Raw genomic sequence first — 21,129 nt, forward strand, 5'->3', positions numbered from 1 at the left:
GATCGCCAGGCTGCGGCCTCTCGGTTCGCGTGAGCGGAGGAAGAGAAATGCCAGCAAAATCGAAGGCTCAGCAGAAGGCGGCCGGTGCCGCGCTCGCCGCCAAGCGCGGCGACATGAAAAAGAGCGAGCTCAAGGGGGCGTCCAAGGGCATGGCCGACTCCATGAGCGAAAAGGAGCTAGAGGAGATGGCGTCGACCAAGCGCAAGGGCAAGAAGGAACACGTGTCGAAGTCCTGAGAGCGCACCCTGGAGGCCGATCTGCCGCCACACTTCTGGCGCCGTCAACCTTCGGCCGGTGACGATCCGACTGCGCCGCTTGCGGCAAAGTTGTTCCAATTCAAGGGGATAAGGTTTTCGTGTCGGCTTCGTTTTGGTGATTTACACCAGGAACCGGGGACCATATTTTAGGTTCGGCACCCCGGTAAGAAGGACGGACGAATGAGCGAACCAAAGGCCCGTACGGACGCAGACGCAGACATGGCCGTCGAGGAGCGGATCGCATTTCTGTTGGGCAAGATCGAAAAGGAACCGGTGCCGCAACGTCTGCTTGAACTGGCACAGCGGTTGCAGGAGGCGCTCAACGCCCGCAAGAAGTGACGGGCCGGGGGTGCATTATCTAGTTCAGGGGGTTTCCGTGCATCTGCACGGTCAACTCATCGCGCGCGCGGCTTAGTCGGCTCTTGATCGTTCCGATCGCACAGTCGCAGATATCGGCTGCCTCTTTATAGCTCATGCCAAAACCCGCAACGAGCACCAGCACTTCGCGATGCTCGGGAGAAAGACACCCCAAGGCGGTCCGCAGCTCGCCATTGAGCACCGACCACTCCTGGGAAGGAGCCATTGGGATCGGCAACTCCGCGCAGTTCGTGCTTCCCGGGCCTTCACGCGTGCGAATCTTGTACTGCGTGCGGAACGCATTGCGCATGATCGTGAACAGCCAAGATTTGAGGCTCGTGCCCGGTGCGAACTGATCGATGCTGCGCAGGGCGCGAAGCAGCGTTTCCTGGACGAGATCGTCGGCCTCGAAGGACGCCGACGTAAAAGTCCGCGCAAAGGCCCGCAACGCCGGGATCAGGTCCACGACCTGCTCTTCAATGTGCGGTGAGGGCTGCGACGCGTGACCGGCGGTGGCAGGCATATCAAATATCGCCCTTCTGGACCTGAGTACTTTTTTGGTGACGCGAAGGAAAATGCCTGTCTGCGGTTTTGGTTCCTGGAGAGCCGGACAATTCGCGGCGTTTGGTACGGGAGCAGCGTCGAAATCGCTCATTCGCCGGTGCTCGCATCGATCGCCCCCGTCTCTCCAGGTCGGGCCAGAATCCGAGTATTTCTGCTTGGCACGATAAAGATGTTCGCCAGGAGGGGCCAAACGGTTTGCGGGAACCAAATGCTGTCGCACTCGGTTAGGTGGGTCCTAGAAAGGAGAAAATCATGAAGAAGTTTGCCTTGATTTGTGCCGCCCTGATCCTCCCGGCATCAGCGATTGCCCAAACGACTGTCGTGCTGCCAGGTGAGGTCAGGACCTATGTCATGGAGCAAAAGACGCCATCCGTGGCCTTTGAGGGGGAGATCGTCGTGGGACAGCCCCTGCCGGAGACGGTGGAGATCCATACCATTCCTGATCAGCCGGACTTTGCCTATGCGATCGTGAACGAAAAGCGGGTGGTCATAAATCCCAAGACCCGCGCGGTCGTGGAGGTCGTTCAGTAATAATTCAAATTGCGGCATGGCGGACTTCTTCCATGCCGCACTTCTGGTCTGTGAGGCGACCATGCAGGATATTGAATTTCAGCTGGCAGCCCACCGGGAAATCCTAATTGCCATCCTTTCGGCGCTGGCGCGCCACGAGGATGTTTGGCCGGAGATCAACCGTGTCCTCGACGAGGTCCGGGTTGTCCAGGATCATGAGGAAGATCCCGGAATCGTCCCCTCGGAGGCCTTCGCGAGGCAAAATGCAATGACGGAGGAGATCACCGCCATTCTTCGGGCCGCCACGATGCGCGCCGCGCTCGATCCGGATTCACCGCGACGCGGTTAAACAGCAAAGCCAAGAAAATTTGTAGGGAACCGCACTCTCTGTTGGCGCGTTAACCGAAAGTCCGCGCGTTTGCGCGGAGGTCCACGTCAACAGAAGGGATTGAATCGTGCGACAGCGAGTGAAGAAAATGCGTCCGAGGGTTGCCCGGCCGCCGGAAAATCCAAATCACAGCAAGAAGGCGCAACGGAACGCATGGCAACCGCAAGTGGCCGTGCCGCATCAGGTCGACCTGCCGCTCAAGAAATCGCCGGATGAGGAAATCGCGGTGCCGGCCTCCGTCAATGGCAGGAGCCTTGTAGATGGCCGGCCCTGAGGAAAAGGCCCTTATGGATAAGGCGTCGCGCGTCCGCGATGTGATGTCACGCCAGGTCTACACCGTTTCACCGACCGATACGGCGCAGTCCGTCGCCCGGCTGATGAAGGAGACCGGAGTGGGCGCATTGCCGGTCGAAGTTCCGGGGGTGGGTACGATCCTCGGAATCGTCACCGATCGCGACATCCTGATCTCGGTCGTCGCCCAGGGATTGTCGACATCGACGGCCGTGTTCGAGTTCATGACGGTGGCGGCCGAATCCTGCGAGGAAGGAGACAGCATCCTGCTCGCGGCCCAGAAGATGCACGATCTGAGGATTCGGCAGCTCGTCGTCGTCGACGAAAAGCGTCACGCCGCCGGCATCATCGCGCTCGCAGACATCATTCGCGTTAACCCGGAACTCGGCGGCCTCGTGCTGGACGGCATGTCCCGCCACGAACCGGAAAGACAGCAGCTTGAAGGAATGACGCCATGCCCGGCCTGACGCAGGACCGCCTGTGGAGCGAAGCGGTGATACTCGAAGGAGAGAACCGCGTGCTTCGGGTTCAGAGCACGCGTGACGCATTGCTTTGCCTAAAGAATCATTGGCCATTGGCGGACGGAGAGGGGACTGCGAGGAGCGAGGCGCTCGCCGCCTGCGATCGGGTGATCGACGGACAGGACGAGCCGGATATTGCTCGCGGCGCCTTCATCAAAGCGGCCGAGGAAGCCCGGTTCACCGTCCATAGCTGGACAGAGTGAGAGCGCCGGATCGGCGACTGCTCATGTCCTGCTGTCGGATCGGTTCTTTCCGGCGGCAGGCGGCTCGTAGCGGCGCGCTATGGCGGCCTGAACTTCGGCCTGGAAGGCGAGCACTTGGCCGCGGATTTCGTCCTCCCTGAGGCCAAGCTGGGAAAGCTCATCCGCAAGCTTGCGGCATTCCATTTTCCAATATTGCAGAGCGGCGTTTCCGTGTACCCGGTCAAGTTCCCGGGCGCAACGATCGACGTCCCCGCTACGCGCCTCGAGAGGAAATGCGACAATCCCGCCGGCCTTCAACATGCTCGTCCGCTCGTTCACTTCGGCTTCCATCGAATCACCCTGCACTCGCCTTAGGGGAAGCTCTATCGGCAAGATAGTTAATGATTTCCTCGTCCGGTCCCCGAAGGCAGCCCCTCAGCCGAGGAGGACAGATTATTTCCGCTCGCCGGGAACAAATCGGAGCGGTTCCGGTTTTTCCAATCGGAATGCGCGGAACAGTTCCCTCTCCGCAAGCCCCTTACGGATCCGCGCTTTTCCATAGTGCTGATGCGAATAATGGGCCCCGCCACCCGGCGGGGCTTTTTCCGTCACCGAAGCGGGGATCAGTCAGCGCAGCAGCCCCTGTCCGCCGTCGACCCAGACGGGACTGCCGGTGATGTGCCGTGCCTCATCCGAGACGAGGAAGCGGATGAGTTCGGCGACGTCTTCGCTGCGCCCGGGCCTGCCGCCGGTGATCGGAACCTGTCCCTCCGGCCACTCGACCGCGATCGCCGTTTCCTGCTCGTGGCGCAAGCTCGTATTCTCGGCAATGCTGGTGTCGATCTCGCCCGGGCAGACGGCGTTGACCCGGATCTGGTGCCTCGCCAGTTCGAGTGCAAGTTGCTGGACCATGGCGACCTGGGCAGCCTTGGTGGCCGTATAGGCCGTTGCGCCCGGTGTGGTAAAGGTTCGCGTACCGTTGATCGACGAGACGACGACGATGGCGCCACCACCGCTTCGTTTCAGATGGGGGACTGTCGTGTGCAGAGTGAGAAAGGTGCCCCGCAGGTTGACGGCGATCGTTTCGTCCCATTCGAAGGGCTTGAGATCGTCGATTGGCGCCCAGACGCCGTTGATGCCGGCATTCGCGACGACGATGTCGAGCCCGCCGAAGTCGGACACGAGCTTGTCCACCGCCTCGCGCATCGGTGCTTCCTCGGAGACGTCTGCCTCGAGGACCAGCGCCTGTCCGCCCTCGGTGCCGATTTCTCCGGCGACATCCTCAAGCTCGGGCCGTGTGCGCCCGAGCACGCCGACCCTGGTGCCTCTCCTGGCGAGCGCACGTGCCGTGGCCCTGCCGATGCCGGATCCCGCGCCGGTGACGAGCGCGACAGAGGAGACGCCGCCCATGGCTAGTGCTTTTTCGCGCGGTCTGTCGGAATCGTTGAAACCGTCACGGAAACGGGGTCGCTCGCCGGGAAGCTGTCCTCGAGCCCCTCGTCGAGTTGCCGTTCCATCTCGTCGGTATCCTTGTTGTGACGCGCACTGCGGCGCATGTTCGTCTGGTCCGCTTGGCCTTCGCCATTCTCGAGGACATCGGTCGCGGTGTTGGCGAGTTCCATCATCACCTCTTTGGCGCGCTCCACTGCATTCATGCGGTTGAGGCTGCGGGCGGCGTCGTTGCGCAGGGAGACGGAGACGATCTCGCCGCCCTCTCCGACGAACTCAACGGTGAAACCGGCCCTTCCCCCCTGTTCCGGGATAACCTGTGTGCCGACAACGTGCATATGCTCATCCTCCTTGTCGCGGTTCCGAGCCGGGTTGGGATGAAGACCTCATCAACCGGGCAAATTCTGACTCGCGCTTCCTCTGTGCCTGCAGGCAAACGGCCCTGCGTTGTTTTTAGTTCCACCCGGCGAGGGCGCGGACTATCGGATCCCGGCGCGCTTCGGCTTCCGGTCGGCGGCCTTGGTGATCTTCCGATGCAGCGCCTGATCGCCCTCGCTCGCCGCATGCTCCTTCAAGAGTTCGCTAAGACGCTTCAGTTCCCCGTCATCGAGTTTTTCAATTCCGATGAAACGGTTCTCGGCCTCGCTCGTCAGGATGAGCTCATCCAGTTTCGCTTGGAGCGCCGTGCCATCGCGATTCTGCGAATTCTGGAGAACGAAGACCATCAAAAAGGTCACGATCGTCGTCCCGGTGTTGATAATCAGTTGCCATGTCTCGGAGAAATCGAAAAGCGGTCCGGTGAGACCCCAAAGCGCGACCGTTGCAACCGCGACCACAAAGGTGACCGGCCTGCCGGAATATTCCGCGACGGCTGTTGAAAATCTGCTGAAGTTGTTCGCCATCCGAGAGACCGTTCCTTTCATTGCGATAATCACGGAATTGTCCCGGCCGCAGCCGGCCAATCCAAAAGCGGAAATCCGCTTCTCGTCGGCTCGCGGTAAATGCCCGAAACCAAAAAAGAGTTCCCGGAGGTCGATGTCGCCGTCGGAAGCTGGCAACGCCTTGAGGTGCGGATGAAGACGGGTCAGGTCACTCCAGCCGCCGATGTGGATCGCCGGCGAGGTCCACGCCGGCGCGCGCGGCGATCGTCAGGAAGGCTTCGCGGGAAGCGGCGAGGAAAGCGGCGCGAGCTTCCTCCGGTCTTTTGCGATGCTTCAGCGCCGCATTGCAGGTGCGCACCGCGCAGCCGTAATAGGCGCCGTGGCGGACCGGCCACTCGCTTTGCAGACACTTTATTGCGTCGAGCGGCCCAACGACGGTGCGGCACTTGCCGTCCAGCATGTTCAGGCTGACGGGTTTTTCCCAGGGGATCTCGATCATGGCCGCTCCTTTCGCCCCTCCTGCGTGTCGGCGCTCTCGCGAAGGCGGGCTTCGACTACATCAGAATATGCGCCACTATTGACTGCGAATCGATATGTGCGCTTCCTCCGCCGCCTTGATGAAGGCCTTGCGGGCTTTCTCGGTCGCGATCTTGCCGTCCAGTGCTTGGAGGCAGGTCCGCTTGGCGGCCGCCAGCGCCCGGCCGTGGTTTTGCGGCCAACGCGACGACAGGCATTCGACAGCCTCCCGCGTACTTTTCACGGCCCGATAACCACCCGTTCCGCCGAGCTCCAATTCGACGGTCTTGTCCCACCAGAAACAGTGCATGACGCTTTGCCTCGCCCGCTGGTTTGCCGATGGAAATCAAACTGGTGGAGCCGGTCTTTGGTTCCCTGGCGGCGGCGATGTCGCCGCAACAGCGGCGCGTGTGAAAGCCGCAGGGAACCCGATGGTTGCTGCCTCTTGCGTCTTGACGCCAAGCTCGATGTCGCTAAGTAAAGAAACGCTCCCGCTCTCAGACATCGGATCGCGGGAGGAACATTGGTGCCGGGCCCCTCTGGCGAGAGTTATTACGGCGCTCTCGTGATGTCGGTACCGCCAGCAAATCAGCCGGCGGATAACGCTACCATGAAAACTCCACTCATGCTCCACGCATGTGGCCGTTCGGCCGTGCGTTCTTTTCTATCCAACAACCTCTCGGTTGCAAACGCGACGAAGTCGCGGGCAGGGGAGGGTCGCCAATGACACAGTCTCACTCGCAGTCGGCCGCACTTAACTATTTCAAGTGGGCCTTTCTCACCACGGCCGCCGGTCTGGTTCTCGGCGCCTGGGTCGGTTGGCAATCGACCGGTACGCTCAGCGGCATGCTGACGGTCTTCTTCGTCTGTGCCGTCCTCGCTGTTCTCGAAATCTCTCTCTCTTTCGACAATGCCATCGTCAACGCCAACAAGCTCAAGGACATGACACCCGTCTGGCAGCAGCGGTTCCTCACCTGGGGCATCCTCATCGCTGTCTTCGGCATGCGCATCGTCTTTCCGCTGTTGATCGTGGTGATCGCGGCGAATATCGGGCCGATCGACGCGGTCATCCTCGCAGCGGCCCGGCCGGAGGAATATGCCCGCATCATGCATGAGGCGCATCTGCCGATCGCCGCTTTCGGCGGAACGTTCCTGATGATGGTCGGCCTCAACTACTTCTTCGACCATGAGAAGGACGTCCACTGGATCGCCTGGATCGAGCGCAAGATGGCCCGCTTCGCGACCATCAGGGGCATCGAGATCGCCTTCGTGCTCGCCCTCATTCTCGGTTTCTCGACCTTGCTCGAGGGGGAAGAGGCGATCGCCTTCGTGCATGCGGCGGTCTACGGCCTGCTGACATTCCTCGTCGTCGAGATCGTCGGTGGCCTTCTGGATGCCACGGAGCAGACGATGAGCGCCGCCGCCCGCGGCGGCTTCGGTGCCTTCCTCTATCTGGAAGTGCTCGATGCGAGCTTCTCTTTTGACGGCGTCATCGGCGCCTTCGCCCTGACGCAGAACCTGTTCATCATCGCCATCGGCCTCGGCATCGGTGCCATGTATGTCCGCTCGATGACGGTGATGCTGGTCGAAAAGGGAACGCTCAGCGAATATCGCTATCTGGAACACGGCGCTTTCTACGCGATCCTGATCCTCTCCGTGGTGATGTACTTCCAGACCCTCATCCATATCCCCGAGGTCATCACCGGCCTTGGCGGCGCTGGCCTGATCGGCCTTTCGCTCTGGTCGTCGATTCGCCACAACAGACGCCAGGCGCAAGGCGAGGCTTTGGCGGGCGAGCCGGACGGGCGGCTTCGAGCCTAGTTCCGAACGCCACCTTTGAGATGGACGGCCCGGCAATCCCATGCCAGGCCGTTCCGTTTTGGTTGATTGCCTGCAGCGCCGCAGCCATTTTGCGGCAGCAGCGCGCCCCTTCTACAGCACAGGCCGAAAGGTGGAGCAAGCCGGCGCTGCCTCCTCATTTCGGGTCAGCCGGAGCGACGCGGATGTCCTCCGCCATCCATCGAAGTGCCGTGCGCGAAATTTCGCTTCATGCCTTTCTTTGCCGGAAAAGGGTCACAGTTTCGGGCGAAGGCCGAGCACGCCGGGCGCGCTTCCCGGAGGCTTGGTTATCAGGAAACGACGCGGAGGAACGCTGTTGAACGCCAGCCCGAACGATCTTGCGCTGATTGCCGTCATGCGCCGCTATTTCCAATTGAAGGACGAGGCGAGCGCGTTGAAGCAGCGGTTGGAGGCCGCCCGCAGGGATGCCGGCGAAGAAATCACCCGCTTCTACGATCCGCGGCTGAATGCCGCCCATGCCGACGATATTCTCGCCTGGCATCGGCTCCGGAAGGAGCAGGAAGAACTGATGAGTCTTGCCGCGCGGTGGGGACGGGGCGGCAGCATCGAAGACTACCCTGTCGAAAGAGAGGCGCCCACGAAAGCCGGGGCGGCGGTGGAAACCGTCCACATGCTCGGCATCCACGCCTTGACGGACTGATGGACTGCTGAGCTACAGTCTCAGACACTCGCGCCCGGCGGGGGGCGCGAGGTCTTCCCTACGCGATAGCCCGAAGCGCTATTGCGGCGTAGCGGGCGCGGGCGTGGTGGGCGCCGGGGTCGTCGGTTCTGGTGTCGCCGGTGCCGGCGTCGTCGGTGCGGGTTCGGGTGCCGGCGCGGGAGCGGGTTCGGGTGCCGCGGGTGCGGGAGCCGGTTCTGTCGGGGCCGGTGCCGGGGGCGTCTCGGCAGTCTGTTCGGTGCCACCCGGCATCAGAAAGATTACCGCGAGGATGACGATCGCGACCACTATGATACCGATGATCACGTTTCTGTTCATTGAAGAATTCCTCCGATACTGGAGACCCATCCTGGGTTGATGGTCTCGACTCGATTATTGGAGCGGCCAGTCTGCTATGCAATCAGAGATCAGTGAACACGGCCCATAATCACCCTTGAACGGGGTGATTCGCAACCCGACTGCCTGTTTTCCCCGACGCGAGAGCCGTTGACGAACGGCTGCATCGGCATTGCTGCCAATTGGCGCGGCTGCATTAGAAAACCGCGAGATACCGCAGCAGCGACAGGACGCCGATGATAATCACGATCACCTGGACGATTTGCTTGGTTCGTCCGTCCAGCGGCAACCGGTTAACGAGGTAGAGCACCAGGATGACGACGAGGAAGGTCACAAGCACACTGATCAGTAAGGACATGTATTTCCGCTCCCGTTGCGTTGCTTACAAATCTTTACCTATGGGAGCCGAAGCGGAAGGAAAGACCTGAGCCGCCAGATTGCAGATGCCGCTTTGCGTGCAAGGGAGGATCGGCGCTCAATTCGCGCGTCTCGATCGGCCGTGGCGCGAATATTTTCGAGCACGTCGGCGGCAACGGACCAAGCGGCACGGCTGGTGTTGCGTTCCGACCTTCGAAGATGTCCAGAAACGCCGGCAGTGAGAAAACGTTTTCTCACCTTGACATCTGTCGTGCGAAAAGGTTTTCTCACCTTTATATCTAAGGCGGAGGCTGATTTGACGACGCAGCGGGCCAGAGGCGGACGCGTGACCATTCACGATCTGGCGCGGGTGGCCGGGGTCAGTGTCTCGACGGTGTCGAAGGCGCTGAACGACAATGGCCGCATGGCCGCCGAGACGCGGGCGCGGATCAAGCGGATGGCCGCTGAAATAGGCTTCCGGCCGAACGCATTGGCGCGGGGGCTGCTCTCGAGCCGGTCGTTCACCATCGGGCTTCTGACCAACGACACCTATGGCCGCTTCACCCTGCCGGTCATGGCCGGCGTTTCGGAGGCGTTGGTCGATCACGGCGTCTCGGTCTTCCTCTGCGCCATCGAGGACGATCCGGTCCTCGGCAAGGTCCATGTCGACGCCATGCTGGACAAGCAGGTGGACGGCATCATCGCGACAGGCAAGCGGATCGACAGGTCTCTCCCGGTCGATCTCGCTGGCCTGCCGGTGCCCGTTATCTATGCCTTCACCGCCGGAGCGCCGGAAAGTGTCACATTCACGGCCGACGACGCGCAGGGGGCGACGCTCGCCACGGCCTGGCTCAAGAAGCTCGGTCGCCGCAGGCTGGTGCATATCACCGGCCCCGAGGATTTCGTTTCCGTACGCGAGCGCGCCTCCGCCTTCATAAACGAGGCGGGCGAGGCTGGCTCGGTGCGCTATGGCGTCTGGTCGGAGAGTTGGGGGCACCAGGCGATTGCCGATCTGTGGGGTGCCGGCGGCGTGCTGCCGGACGGCATCTTCTGCGGCAACGACCAGATCGCCCGCGGCGTCATCGATGCGCTTCGGGAGCGTGGCGTCCGGGTGCCGGAGGAGGTTTCCGTCATCGGCTTCGACAATTGGGAAATCCTGGCCGAACAGACCCGACCGCCGCTGACGACAATCGACATGAACTTGAAGGAACTCGGCAGGGAGGCCGGGTTGATGGTGCTTGCACTTGCCGAAGGACGCCCGGCCGAGCCGGGCTTGCGCAAGCTGCCCTGCAAGCTGGTCGTCCGGCAATCCTGTGGTGGCGCCCAGACCAACTGAATGAGCGCGCCTGGTTAGGCCTCGCCGGCCGAGTGCGACTGAGCGAGGAGGAGGGGGCCTGCATTGAGGCGACTCCGGTCAAGAGGAGGAATGAAAAGTGTTGAAGAGATTACTTGCCGCAACGACGCTTGCCTACGGGCTGGGGCTCTCCGTTGCTTCCGCCGAAACGATCAGCATGTGGGTGCGCTCTGGTATCGGCGACTCCTTCAAGGAGGTCGTCAAGGCCTATAATGCTGCCGGTGAGGACAAGGTGGAACTCACCGAAGTTCCCTTTTCCGAACTTGTGCAGAAATATGCCACCGCCATCGCCGGCGGCGAGGCGCCGGATGCGCTGTCGCTCGACCTCATCTATACGCCGGCTTTTGCGGCCGCCGGGCAGCTCGAGGACCTCAGCGAATGGGCGAAATCGCTTCCTTATTTCAATTCGCTGTCGCCGTCGCATGTCAAGCTCGGCACCTATGAGAACAAGATCTACGGCCTTCCGCTTTCGGTCGAGACCTCGATCTTCGCCTGGAACAAGGAGCTCTACCGCAAGGCAGGCCTCGATCCGGAAAAGGCGCCGAAAACCTGGGAGGAGATCACCGCCAATGCCGAGAAGATCCGCGCGCTCGGCGGCGACACCTATGGCTTCTACTTCTCCGGAGGCGGCTGCGGCGGCTGCATGATCTTCACCTTCACGCCGCTCGTCTGGGGGGCGGGCGCCGACATCCTCTCGACCGACAGCAAAAAGGCGACACTCGACACGCCTGAAATGCGCAAGGCCGTCGACATTTATCGCAACCTCGTCGCCAAGGACACGGTCCCCGCCGGTTCCGCCAGCGACAACGGCGTCAATTTCCTGACCTTCACGAACGGCAAGATCGGCCAGCAGAGCATCGGTGCCTTCGCCATCGGCACGCTGGTCACCCAGCATCCGGAGATCGACTTCGGCGTCACGCTGATCCCGGGCGTCGACGGCAAGCCGTCTTCCTTTGCCGGCGGCGACAACTTCGTCGTCACCAAGGGCACGCCGAAGCTGGAAGCGGTCAAGAAATTCCTCGAATATACCTATTCGATGGAGGGCCAGAAAATCATGGCGAAATACGGCAGCCTGCCGACCCGCGGCGATATTGCCGGTGAGGTTCTCGAAGGGCTCGATCCGCGCCTCAAGGTCGGCATCGAGGCGATCGCAGTCGCAAAGACGCCCTACACGCTGCAGTTCAACGACCTGATCAACTCATCGAACGGCCCGTGGGCAACCTTCATCAATGCGGCGATCTATGGCGACGACGTCGACGGCGCCTTCTCGAATGCGCAATCCGAGATGCAGTCGATCATCGACGCCGGACAATAAGTCCCGTACCGCTGGGAGGGCAATTTTGCCTTTCCAGCACCCGCACCTGGATCGAAGAAACACGCATGACGATGTCGGGCATCGCATTTCCGTCGCTGCATCACCGCAAGAGGAAGCGGTCCGGCTGGCGCGGCCTCCTCTACATCGCACCCGCGATGGCGCTGGTGACAGTGTTCTTTGTCCTGCCGGTGGTCTTCACCGTCTGGATGAGCCTGCACAAGTGGCCGCTGCTCGGGAAGCCGGCCTGGATCGGTTTCGGCAACTATGTCCGCATGGTGAGCGACGCGCGCTTCATGGCGGCGCTCGGCTTTACGGCGCACTATACGATCATCGTCACCATCGCGATCTTCGCCGTCGCCTTTCCGCTGGCGATGTTCGTCGAGAAGCCGCGGCCGCTGGTTTCCGCCTATCGAACGATCATCTTCCTGCCGGTCGTCGTCGGGCTCGCCTCGGCCTCGCTGCTGTGGGTGTGGCTTGCCAATGTCGACAGCGGCCTCTTCGCCCCGCTCATTCAGCGGCTCGGGTTAACCGGTGGCCGCATCAATCTGCTGGCCGATTTCGATACGGCATTCCTGACCATCATCGTCATGGTCGTCTGGAAGATCGCCGGCTTCACTATGATCATCCTGCTCACCGGGCTGCAGGCGATTCCGGCGGAGCTGACGGAGGCGGCCCGTATCGACGGCGCGAGGCGGTGGCAGCGCTTCCGTTACCTGACGCTGCCGCTGATGCGTCGGACCATGGCGCTGGCGCTGATCCTGTCGGTCACCGGCTCCATCCTCGCCTTCGACCAGTTCTATATCATGACCAGCGGCGGCCCGCAGAACCGCATGATCTCGGTCGTCTACTACATCTTCAACCAGTCCTTCGTGTCCTTCAATCTCGGCTATGGCGCGGCGCTGTCGATCGCGCTCCTCGCCATTCTCGTCACCATCAGCATTTTCCAGCTCTGGCTGCTCAAGGTGGGGGATGAGAGGCCATGAGGACGCGCCGGGAAATCCGCGCCCGCAAGGCGCTGCGCGACCGGGTCGCCTATCACGGGATCGGCATCGGTACGGCGTTCTTCTTCCTGGCTCCTTTCGGCATCGGCTTCCTGGCATCGTTCCGGCCGAACAGCGAATCCGGTCTGCCGCCGCTGCCGCCATGGCCGCTGTCGGGTATCAGCTTCGATGCTTATCGCATCCTCGACGGCTTCGGCTCTGGCGTCTGGCAGCACACGATGAACTCGCTGGTGGTGTCGCTTGGAACGGTGGTCTTGACCGTCGCGATCAGCGTGCTTGCCGGCTATGGCTTCTCCCGCTACCGCTTTCCTTTGAAGAATGCGCTTTTCGTCCTGATCATCGCGACGCTGATGATCCCGTTCCAGTCGATCCTGACGCCGCTTTTCATCATCCTGGCGCGGCTCGGACTCAACAATTCGCTGTTCGGCCTGATGCTCGTCTATGTGACGCTGCAACTGCCGTTCTCGGTCTTCATGATGCGCAACGCCTTCGATGCGGTGCCGAAAGAGATCGAGGAGGCGGCCCGCATCGACGGCGCCCGCGACCTGAAGCTGCTGGTGCGGGTGCTGTTGCCGCTTGTCATGCCCGGCGTCGCGACGGTGTCGATCTTTGCCTTTCTCAATGCCTGGAACGAGTTCTTCGCGGCCCTCGTGCTGCTCTCCAGCAATGACAATTATACGCTACCGGTGCTGATGACGGCCGTCCGCGCCGGTCGCCTCGGAGCGATCAACTGGGGTGCAGTCCAGGCCGGCGTTGCCGTCATGGTGGTGCCGTGTCTCATCGTCTTCCTGCTGTTGCAACGCTACTACATGCGCGGGCTGATGGCCGGCGCGGTCAAATGACGAGAGAAAGGGATATCATGAGCAAGAAGGACCGTCAGTTCAGGCCCGTGGCCGTTCCGGATGTGCAAGTCGGGGGATTTTGGGGCAAGTGGCAGGACGCTGTCTGCAACGCCACGGCCGAGATTCTGCTCGACCGTTGCGTCGAGGCGGGGATGTTGCAGGCGCTCGACGTGAGGCGCCCGGGACCGGGGATCATCATCCCCATCCAGCCGTGGGGCGGAACGACCCAGATGTTCTGGGACAGCGATCTGGCGAAGTCGATCGAAACCATTGCCTATTCGCTCTACCGCAAGCCCAATCCGCAACTGGAGGCCAGAGCCGATGAGATCATCGACATGTATGAGCGACTGCAGGACAAGGACGGCTATCTGAATTCCTGGTTCCAGCGCGTGCAGCCGGAGCGGCGCTGGACGAACCTGCGCGACCATCACGAGCTCTATTGTGCCGGTCATCTCATCGAAGCGGCGGTCGCCTATTTCCAGGCGACCGGCAAGCGCAAGCTGCTCGACATCATGTGCCGCTTTGCCGACTACATGATCGGCAAATTCGGCCATGGCGAGGGGCAGATCGCCGGCTATTGCGGCCATCAGGAAGTCGAGCTTGCGCTTGTCAAGCTGGCGCGCGTCACCGGCGAGAAGAAGTATCTCGAGCTTTCGAAGTTCTTCATCGATGAGCGCGGCCAGGAGCCGCACTTCTTCACGGAGGAGGCGATCCGCGACGGCCGTTCGCCCAAGGACTATATCCAAAAGACCTACGAATACAGCCAGTCCCACGAGCCCGCGCGCCGGCAGAAGAAGGTCGTCGGCCATGCGGTTCGCGCCATGTATATGTATTCCGGCATGGCCGATCTCGCCACGGAGTACAAGGACGACACGCTCACAACAGCACTCGAGACATTGTGGGACGATCTTACGACCAAGCAGATGTATGTAACGGGCGGGATCGGCCCGTCGGCGAAGAACGAAGGCTTCACCGACTATTACGACCTGCCGAACGACACGGCCTATGCCGAGACCTGCGCCTCGGTCGCGCTGGTCTTCTGGGCAAGCCGTATGCTAGGGCGCGGCCCGAACCGGCGCTTCGCCGACATCATGGAACAGGCGCTCTACAACGGCGCGCTGACCGGTCTTTCACTGGACGGCAAGACCTTCTTCTATGACAATCCGCTGGAAAGCACCGGCAAGCATCATCGTTGGAAGTGGCACAATTGCCCCTGCTGCCCGCCCAATATCGCCCGGCTCGTCGCCTCGGTGGGTGCCTATATGTATGGCGTCGCGGCCGACGAGATCGCCGTTCATCTCTATGGGGAAAGTACCGCGCGGCTGGAACTGGGCGGCTCTGGCGTCACGTTGCGGCAAGTCACCAATTATCCCTGGGACGGTAAGGTCTCGATCCGGCTCGAACTCAAGCAGCCGCGGCAATTCGCCTTGTCTTTGCGCATTCCGGAATGGGCGGATGGCGCCGGCCTTTCGGTCAATGGCGGCCGCATCGATCTCGATGCCGTGATGCTGGACGGCTATGCCCGCATCGAGCGGACGTGGACCGATGGCGACGAGGTTTCGCTCGACCTGCCGCTGACCCTTCGGCCGCAATACGCCAATCCGAAAGTTCGGCAGGATGCCGGCCGTGTCGCGCTGATGCGCGGGCCACTGGTCTATTGCGCCGAGGAGATCGACAATGGCGGCAATCTCAGTGCCATCGTCGTGCCGAAGGACCTTCCTGAAACGAAGACGTCGATCATGAAAGACCTCGAAGATGCGATCGCCGTGGAGTTACCGGTCGAGCGCGAGGACCCGACGGACTGGGGCAAGGCGCTGTATCGCGCCACACCGCCGACCAGGCACGAGGCAAATCTGCGCCTGGTGCCTTACCACCTCTGGGACAACCGCGCGCCCGGCGAAATGCTCGTCTGGCTGCAAGCCGAGAAGCGTGGCGCCTAGATGACCGAACGAGATAGGATCGGTGTGGCACTCAGCGACGTGCGCAAGAGCTTCGGTGCGCTGCAGGTCGTCCATGGTATTGATCTGACGATCAGGGACGGAGACTTCGTCGTCTTCGTCGGCCCGTCGGGTTGCGGGAAATCGACGCTGTTGCGGATGATCGCCGGGCTCGAGGAGGTGACCGACGGGGAAATCGCCATCAAGGGTCGCGACGTGACGGATCTCGATCCGTCCGAGCGCGGCATTGCCATGGTCTTTCAGTCCTATGCGCTTTATCCGCATATGAGTGTGCGAGACAATCTCGCATTCGGACTGAAGATGGCCCGTACCGAGCGTACCGAAATAGAGCGGCGCGTCGGGCAAGCGGCCGGGATCCTCAAGATCGACCATCTGCTCGACCGGCGGCCGGGACAATTGTCGGGCGGCCAGCGCCAGCGCGTGGCGATCGGCCGGGCGATCGTGCGTAAGCCGGACGTCTTCCTGTTCGACGAGCCGCTCTCTAATCTCGATGCCGAGCTGCGCGTCTCGATGCGTGTGGAGATCGCGCGGCTGCACCGCGAACTCGGCAACACGATGATCTATGTGACGCATGATCAGACCGAGGCGATGACGCTTGCCGATCAGATCGTCATCCTGCGGGACGGCAGGATCGAGCAGACGGGGGCGCCGCGCGATGTCTACGAGAATCCCCTCAACATCTTCGTCGCCGGCTTCATCGGCTCGCCGCGCATGAACCTGCTCGACGCGGAATGGCGAGGCCCGGGAAAGATGCGGCTCGCCGCCTGCGAGATGGACGCGCGCCTGGATGGACTTCGACCCGGCGATAGGATCGTCTTCGGCATGCGGCCCGAACATATTAGGATCGTCGCCAGCGGACCGGATGCCGTGCAGGCGACCGTGGAATTCACCGAATATCTTGGTGGCACGCGCTATGTCTATTGCAGGCTCGGCGACGGACAGAATGTCGTTGTGGAGTTGCGGGAGAGCGACGACATTCCGTCGGGATCGACAGTATGGCTGACAGCGCCGCGCGAGCGCAGGCGGTATTTCGATGCGAGCGGCGCGCGGATTGCCTGAACCTGGCGGACCGGACGGAAGCCGCAGACCTCCCGTCAAAACTGCGCAAGGTCGCGATAGCGGATTGGAATGCCCGCCGCCTCATGGAATTTCGCAAGGCTTTCCAGCCAGCAGGCCAGGTCTTCCGGGATTTCGGCCTGTCCGCTTTCCATCGCCTCGATCCAGGCGAGCTGGCATTGGAGTGCGGATGTCAGGTCGATCGTCGTCCATCGCAAACTGGCGAGACATTCGGCAAAACGTTTAGGCGTCATCGGCAGGTTCTTCGTTCGGATGCTGGCGCGTCCAGTTGCGCCGCTCCTTTTATCGACAGCTCTGCCGTAATTCGGCGTTCCCATGGTAACAGGCTGTTGTCGGGCGGCTCTCCTGCGGCTCGACCGGCTGGTAGCGGCGTTGCGTCAGAGCCGGCCCTGCCTTTGCCGCCTGCCCTCAGCGGCCTCGCATCGTTTGCGAAGGCAGGACGCCGAAGCGCTTCTTGTAGTCGGCTGCGAAGCGGCCAAGATGGGTGAAGCCCCATTTCAAGGCGATATCGGCGACGCTATGGGTCTCATGGGTGTTGATGAGATCCTGGTGGGCGGCGGTCAGCCGCATTTCGTGCAGATAGGCCATGGGGGTGGTCATGCGGAACTGCCGGAATCCCTGCTGCAGCGTGCGGACGCTGACCTTCGCCGCCGCGGCGATATCCGCCAGGGTAATCGGCTCCGCGATATGGGCATGCATGAAATCGATCGCCCATTTCACATGCCTCGGCGCCGGCAGCGGCGCCGTACTGGCAAGCTGGTCCGAGTAGCGATGCGGAACGGCTTCCAGTATGAGATGGGTCACCGCATCGCCGAGCGACGCGAGAGCCAGCGGCGATTGCCGCAAAGGGGCATCGCCCCGCAGCCCCTCGCAGGTGGTTTCGACAAGTTGTGCCAAAGCCAGCCCCGGCCCGGCGCTGAGATCCATATGCGGGTAGAACTCGATATTGCCGCTGATGGTCCGCTCCAGAATGCTGATCAGGTGATTGGCAATCTTGCGCTGGTCGATGAACAAGGTGAGGTGCCGGCGCGGGCCATATAGCCGAACGCCTTCACTGCGCGCTCCATCGACGATCGTTCCGTGTCCCGGCCGCGACCAGATTTCCCTGCCGCCGGGCTCGAACAGGGCAGCTCCTCGTGTCGGCAGGAAGATCAGCAGCTTGTCGCTCGGCGCCTGCCGCCTGCATTCCATTTCGCCTTCATAGGCGCAGCTGCCGAAGGATATAACCCCGGTGGAATAGAACTCGCAGTCAAACGAAAGTGCTTCACCACTCAGCCTGTTGACTTTGATTGGAGAAGCAGGCGTGGACAGGACGGCTGCAAGTTCATCCGGATCGACGCCGCGAAATGACGTGGCTGCAATAGAGATCCTGTCCACTTCGCTGTTACCTTCCCCAAGCGGAGGCGGGTCTGGCCACAGGCAAAGCGAAAATAGAGGCCGCCGGCTGCAGCTGCCGGCGCCACCTGTTTTCCGCTTCCCGGGGTGTGCGAAGCTATCCCGCCATCCCATTCTCGCGAATGAAGAATCGCACGGCGCTATTCGTCCTTCCGGACGGACTAAAGCTCCACAAAAATATCGCGCGGCCAAGACATCTCGGCGTCATACGGACAGAAGTTGCGCGCTATGGATATTGCGTTTCATGAGGTCGGCAAGGCGATCTACCTGCGATCGAACTTGCTCTGCGCCACGTGCTTGCCGCGTCGATTCGGCGCCGAAGGTCGGGTGATTTCTGCCTGACTGCAACAACACTCTACCCTTGGCCTTATCGCAGGACGGCAGAAGCGATGTCGCCTCATTCGCGCTTCTCGGAGCCGCGATCGTCCGCGCTCGTCACACGTGGTTCCTGTGAGGGGTGATCCGGAAACAGGTCGTTGATCTTGTAGGCGACCTCGGTCCTGTTGGCCGCCTTGATCTTCTTCATGATGTTGCGGACGTGGACCTTGACCGTGCTTTCCCGCAGGTTGAGCTCGTAGGCGATGACCTTGTTTGCCTTCCCACGCCGCAGGGCCTCCACCACCTCCGCCTGGCGGTCGGTGAACAGACCGGCCAACGGTCGCTCGGCGGCGCCCTCCGTTTCGAACAGGTGGCGCATCGCGAACACGCTGCTTGCGGGAACGAAGATGCCGCCAGCCAGGGAAAGCGAGATAGCCTCGATGCAGACATCGACGCTTACCGAGGAAGGAATATAGCCTTTTGCGCCACATCTCAGCGCTTTTACGATCTGGGTCAGGTCGTCCCTGTCGGACAGGACGATCACCGGCACCGGGGCGACCTCTGATGCGAGTGCCGTGATGTCCTGTTCGATAGCCGGATCATCAATCTTCTTGTCGGCGATGTTCAAGAGGATGGCCGACGGCGGCGCAGTTTCCTCGCGTTGCCGTCTCCATTCGGCGGAGGACTCGAATGTGAGGATGGGCTTGCCGGGATGGTCGGCGGCGATGTTTCGTGCAAGGCTGTCGCGCCAGAGCACCCGCCCGTCGATGACCACAAGGTGCCGCTCTTGCGGCAGGCGCGCTTCCGTTTCCGTCTCGTGCGGTGTTTCACCGGCGTCGTCGGGAGCAGCGTTGGCCTGGGCCTCCCCGCGGTCGATCGGGCCGGAAGAGCTTACGGCCGGTTCCCCTCCGCCGCTCGTCAAACTTTCGTTGGGGTCGAGGGAGCTGTTTTCTGGGCTATTGCGAAACGCGCTTACTTCGTTAACCACATTTGCCTCGAAACAATACTAATTACTATAAGAATCTGAGGATTCTGAAAAAGTGCGAGATAATATCAAAAATATATCGGCAATATCGTTATCGTAGTCTCTGTCATTTGTTCGCGTCTGAACAGTGCAGAAAAATGTGTACACTTGAAGCATATGGCGAGGAAAGAACATACGCCTTTTGGCGCAGCTTTCTCTATCCTCAAACCCTTCTTTTAATTGACCTAGTTCGCGTTCCAAATGCCGTGGCGATCGGTGCATGAGCAACCGCAGCTGCTAGAGAAAGGCACTTCCGGACTTATTCCGTTGCGAGATCGATTTGAGGTCAATCCTTGGGGTCCGTCGAGCGATACATCACTGCTCTTGGACGACATCCCAGGACTTCGCGAGTGTTGCCAATTCCTCAGCAAATATATCGGTGCAAGACGGAACGGAACAATGGGGATCAACGTCTGCGATCTCACTTAGCTTCGACGCTTGCTGGCGCCCTCGTCATGCGGCTGCCCTAGCGCGCGCAGAGGGCTCTCAAGGCTTCACTAGATGGATGCTGTCGCGGTACTGCTCTCGTTCATTTGGATGAAGCAGGGCAGGGCAAAGCTTCGCCGACCAGTAAACTTTCAATGGATAGGTCACACTTTTTGCTTCGTCGCTACTGGGTGCGCCCTCAGCTAGAGTTCGCGTAAGCGACGTGAATTGCGCAGGTTCGATCGACCAGCAGTTGCCGATCGATGGAGCGGGTGAGGGGTATGGCGTTACGGAACGTGGCTGATCAGGGTAGAGTTGGAGCCTCAGGCTTTGCGGAGGGTAAACGGCGGGCAGAGCCCCGCCGCGTCATTCTGATCGTATCGAGCGTCGGAAGCGTTTCGGAGCGGCTAATCGAGGCGATGGAACGCGAATTTCCATGGGTGCTCGTCGACCAGGTCGACGACGTCGATGCCGCATGCCGGTCCTTCCTGTATCCAGTCGCCTTGATTCTTGTCGACATCGGCCTGATGAGGGCACTCGAGGGAGCCGCTACCCGACTCTTGCACCTGCACCCTCAAGCCCTCACGGCGGTCATTGAACCGCATAGACAGGGCCAGAATACGTCCTTCGCCGACCTTCTGAGGTCGCCCCTCGTCCGGGGCATGCTGCCCATGAACGTCAGACTTGACGTATGGCTGTCGGTGATCCGGCTGATGCTCTGCGGCGGCGCCTATTTTCCGCCGGAACTGATCTTCCAGGCCAGCAAAGGCGCTCACCACTTGCCGTCCGACAATGGGATCGCCACGAACGCGCGCAGCGAGGTCGAGGGAGTTGCCGACCTGACCGCCCGCGAACTGCAGATTCTCGAGATGGTTTCCCGCGGGCTGCAGAACAAGCTCATCGCGGCTGAAATCCGCCTGTCGGAACATACTGTGAAAATCCACCTGCACAATATCATCACCAAGCTGGGCGCTCACAACCGGACCGAGGCGGCGGCTCGTTATCGCAGCTTTCAGGACCGGAAGTCATCGGCGCTGAAGGAGTTCCGCTCCACGACCTGAGCGCCTCCGGCAGGGCTGGGCCTGCCGGAAAGCCGGTCCGCTGCGGTCGCATCATCGGCCGCTTGCCGCTTCCAATTGCGCCGTGAATACTGCGAAAGGCGGATGGGGGAGACCGGTGAGCCGTCGAAGGCGGTAGCCATCCCCTCTTTTTCTGAAATTGTCAAATGCGATCAGGCGTCACCTAATCCGATGCTTCGCCTTACTGCATGTCTCCCTAAAGACATGCAGCGT

Annotated in this window: 26 protein-coding genes; 15 read left to right on the forward strand and 11 right to left on the reverse strand. The window is 61.3% G+C overall.

Going from position 1 to position 21,129, the window contains the following annotated elements; all coding sequences use genetic code 11:
* Positions 1–47 precede the first annotated feature (47 nt).
* Positions 48–236 (forward strand): DUF3008 family protein, encoded by a 189-nt coding sequence (locus NXT3_RS27020; protein WP_037419299.1) that lies wholly within the window; start codon positions 48–50, stop codon positions 234–236.
* 201 nt (positions 237–437) lie between these two features.
* Positions 438–596: a hypothetical protein gene (locus NXT3_RS27025; RefSeq protein WP_097525866.1), complete on the forward strand. Its 159-nt coding sequence runs from the start codon at positions 438–440 to the stop codon at positions 594–596.
* 19 nt (positions 597–615) lie between these two features.
* Here the strand turns inward: NXT3_RS27025 and NXT3_RS27030 are convergent, their stop codons facing one another.
* Entirely contained in the window at positions 616–1,137 is a 522-nt protein-coding gene (locus NXT3_RS27030) for a sigma-70 family RNA polymerase sigma factor (RefSeq protein ID WP_097525867.1), read from the reverse strand.
* Between the two features lie 293 nt (positions 1,138–1,430).
* On the opposite strand from NXT3_RS27030, the gene NXT3_RS27035 reads away from it, so the two are divergent.
* The 4 genes from NXT3_RS27035 to NXT3_RS27055 all read left to right on the forward strand — a co-directional run bounded on the left by NXT3_RS27035 (position 1,431) and on the right by NXT3_RS27055 (position 3,091).
* Positions 1,431–1,709 carry a DUF1236 domain-containing protein gene (locus NXT3_RS27035; protein ID WP_097525868.1) on the forward strand — a complete coding sequence of 93 codons (279 nt, stop codon included), beginning with the start codon at positions 1,431–1,433 and terminating at the stop codon, positions 1,707–1,709.
* A 61-nt stretch (positions 1,710–1,770) separates the two neighbouring features.
* A complete protein-coding gene (locus NXT3_RS27040) occupies positions 1,771–2,037 on the forward strand; it encodes a hypothetical protein (protein ID WP_097525979.1) in 267 nt (88 codons plus the stop codon).
* A 299-nt stretch (positions 2,038–2,336) separates the two neighbouring features.
* Positions 2,337–2,834 (forward strand): CBS domain-containing protein, encoded by a 498-nt coding sequence (locus NXT3_RS27050; RefSeq protein ID WP_097525869.1) that lies wholly within the window; start codon positions 2,337–2,339, stop codon positions 2,832–2,834.
* The gene (locus NXT3_RS27055; RefSeq protein WP_037419312.1) at positions 2,822–3,091 is read left to right on the forward strand and encodes a DUF982 domain-containing protein; all 270 of its coding nucleotides are present in this window, start codon (positions 2,822–2,824) and stop codon (positions 3,089–3,091) included. The genes NXT3_RS27050 and NXT3_RS27055 overlap by 13 nt, the downstream gene beginning before the upstream one ends.
* Positions 3,092–3,112: 21 nt before the next feature.
* Here the strand turns inward: NXT3_RS27055 and NXT3_RS27060 are convergent, their stop codons facing one another.
* The 6 genes from NXT3_RS27060 to NXT3_RS27085 form a co-directional block, all read right to left on the reverse strand.
* Entirely contained in the window at positions 3,113–3,421 is a 309-nt protein-coding gene (locus NXT3_RS27060; protein WP_097525870.1) for a DUF6074 family protein, read from the reverse strand.
* Between the two features lie 276 nt (positions 3,422–3,697).
* Positions 3,698–4,480, reverse strand: coding sequence for an SDR family oxidoreductase (locus NXT3_RS27065; RefSeq protein WP_037419318.1), 783 nt, complete (start codon positions 4,478–4,480; stop codon positions 3,698–3,700).
* A gap of 2 nt (positions 4,481–4,482) precedes the next feature.
* Positions 4,483–4,857, reverse strand: a complete 375-nt coding sequence (locus NXT3_RS27070; RefSeq protein WP_037419321.1) for a hypothetical protein — start codon at positions 4,855–4,857, stop codon at positions 4,483–4,485.
* Between the two features lie 141 nt (positions 4,858–4,998).
* The gene (locus NXT3_RS27075; protein WP_037419503.1) at positions 4,999–5,421 is read right to left on the reverse strand and encodes a low affinity iron permease family protein; all 423 of its coding nucleotides are present in this window, start codon (positions 5,419–5,421) and stop codon (positions 4,999–5,001) included.
* Positions 5,422–5,608: 187 nt separating this feature from the next.
* Entirely contained in the window at positions 5,609–5,899 is a 291-nt protein-coding gene (locus tag NXT3_RS27080) for a DUF982 domain-containing protein (protein WP_037419324.1), read from the reverse strand.
* A gap of 75 nt (positions 5,900–5,974) precedes the next feature.
* Entirely contained in the window at positions 5,975–6,226 is a 252-nt protein-coding gene (locus NXT3_RS27085; protein WP_037419326.1) for a DUF982 domain-containing protein, read from the reverse strand.
* A 413-nt stretch (positions 6,227–6,639) separates the two neighbouring features.
* Between NXT3_RS27085 and NXT3_RS27090 the strand changes: the two genes are divergently transcribed.
* Positions 6,640–7,737 (forward strand): DUF475 domain-containing protein, encoded by a 1,098-nt coding sequence (locus NXT3_RS27090; RefSeq protein WP_097525871.1) that lies wholly within the window; start codon positions 6,640–6,642, stop codon positions 7,735–7,737.
* 334 nt (positions 7,738–8,071) lie between these two features.
* Complete coding sequence (locus tag NXT3_RS27095) at positions 8,072–8,416, forward strand: hypothetical protein (protein WP_037419330.1); 345 nt, start codon at positions 8,072–8,074, stop codon at positions 8,414–8,416.
* A gap of 550 nt (positions 8,417–8,966) precedes the next feature.
* Here the strand turns inward: NXT3_RS27095 and NXT3_RS27105 are convergent.
* Positions 8,967–9,128: a Thivi_2564 family membrane protein gene (locus tag NXT3_RS27105; RefSeq protein WP_018237148.1), complete on the reverse strand. Its 162-nt coding sequence runs from the start codon at positions 9,126–9,128 to the stop codon at positions 8,967–8,969.
* A 315-nt stretch (positions 9,129–9,443) separates the two neighbouring features.
* On the opposite strand from NXT3_RS27105, the gene NXT3_RS27110 reads away from it, so the two are divergent.
* The 6 genes from NXT3_RS27110 to NXT3_RS27135 all read left to right on the forward strand — a co-directional run bounded on the left by NXT3_RS27110 (position 9,444) and on the right by NXT3_RS27135 (position 16,656).
* Complete coding sequence (locus NXT3_RS27110) at positions 9,444–10,463, forward strand: LacI family DNA-binding transcriptional regulator (protein ID WP_037419336.1); 1,020 nt, start codon at positions 9,444–9,446, stop codon at positions 10,461–10,463.
* Between the two features lie 97 nt (positions 10,464–10,560).
* Positions 10,561–11,796, forward strand: a complete 1,236-nt coding sequence (locus tag NXT3_RS27115; protein ID WP_097525872.1) for an ABC transporter substrate-binding protein — start codon at positions 10,561–10,563, stop codon at positions 11,794–11,796.
* Positions 11,797–11,861: 65 nt separating this feature from the next.
* Positions 11,862–12,779 carry a carbohydrate ABC transporter permease gene (locus NXT3_RS27120; protein WP_097525873.1) on the forward strand — a complete coding sequence of 306 codons (918 nt, stop codon included), beginning with the start codon at positions 11,862–11,864 and terminating at the stop codon, positions 12,777–12,779.
* A complete protein-coding gene (locus NXT3_RS27125) occupies positions 12,776–13,639 on the forward strand; it encodes a carbohydrate ABC transporter permease (RefSeq protein ID WP_037419342.1) in 864 nt (287 codons plus the stop codon). Before NXT3_RS27120 ends, NXT3_RS27125 begins: the two co-directional genes overlap by 4 nt.
* Before the next feature lie 17 nt (positions 13,640–13,656).
* The gene (locus NXT3_RS27130) at positions 13,657–15,579 is read left to right on the forward strand and encodes a glycoside hydrolase family 127 protein (protein WP_097525874.1); all 1,923 of its coding nucleotides are present in this window, start codon (positions 13,657–13,659) and stop codon (positions 15,577–15,579) included.
* A complete protein-coding gene (locus NXT3_RS27135) occupies positions 15,580–16,656 on the forward strand; it encodes an ABC transporter ATP-binding protein (protein WP_104841030.1) in 1,077 nt (358 codons plus the stop codon).
* A gap of 35 nt (positions 16,657–16,691) precedes the next feature.
* On the opposite strand, the gene NXT3_RS27140 is transcribed toward NXT3_RS27135, so the two are convergent.
* From NXT3_RS27140 to NXT3_RS27150, 3 genes are all read right to left on the reverse strand, one after another.
* Positions 16,692–16,991: a hypothetical protein gene (locus NXT3_RS27140; RefSeq protein ID WP_423828015.1), complete on the reverse strand. Its 300-nt coding sequence runs from the start codon at positions 16,989–16,991 to the stop codon at positions 16,692–16,694.
* 91 nt (positions 16,992–17,082) lie between these two features.
* A complete protein-coding gene (locus NXT3_RS27145; protein ID WP_097525877.1) occupies positions 17,083–18,051 on the reverse strand; it encodes an AraC family transcriptional regulator in 969 nt (322 codons plus the stop codon).
* A gap of 415 nt (positions 18,052–18,466) precedes the next feature.
* Positions 18,467–19,309, reverse strand: a complete 843-nt coding sequence (locus tag NXT3_RS27150; protein ID WP_097525878.1) for a response regulator transcription factor — start codon at positions 19,307–19,309, stop codon at positions 18,467–18,469.
* A gap of 809 nt (positions 19,310–20,118) precedes the next feature.
* Here NXT3_RS27150 and NXT3_RS27155 point away from each other — a divergent pair.
* Positions 20,119–20,898: a response regulator transcription factor gene (locus tag NXT3_RS27155; protein WP_097525879.1), complete on the forward strand. Its 780-nt coding sequence runs from the start codon at positions 20,119–20,121 to the stop codon at positions 20,896–20,898.
* Positions 20,899–21,129 lie beyond the last annotated feature (231 nt).

Origin of the sequence: Sinorhizobium fredii (assembly GCF_002944405.1) — a bacterium.
Classification (GTDB): Bacteria; Pseudomonadota; Alphaproteobacteria; order Rhizobiales; family Rhizobiaceae; genus Sinorhizobium; species Sinorhizobium fredii_C.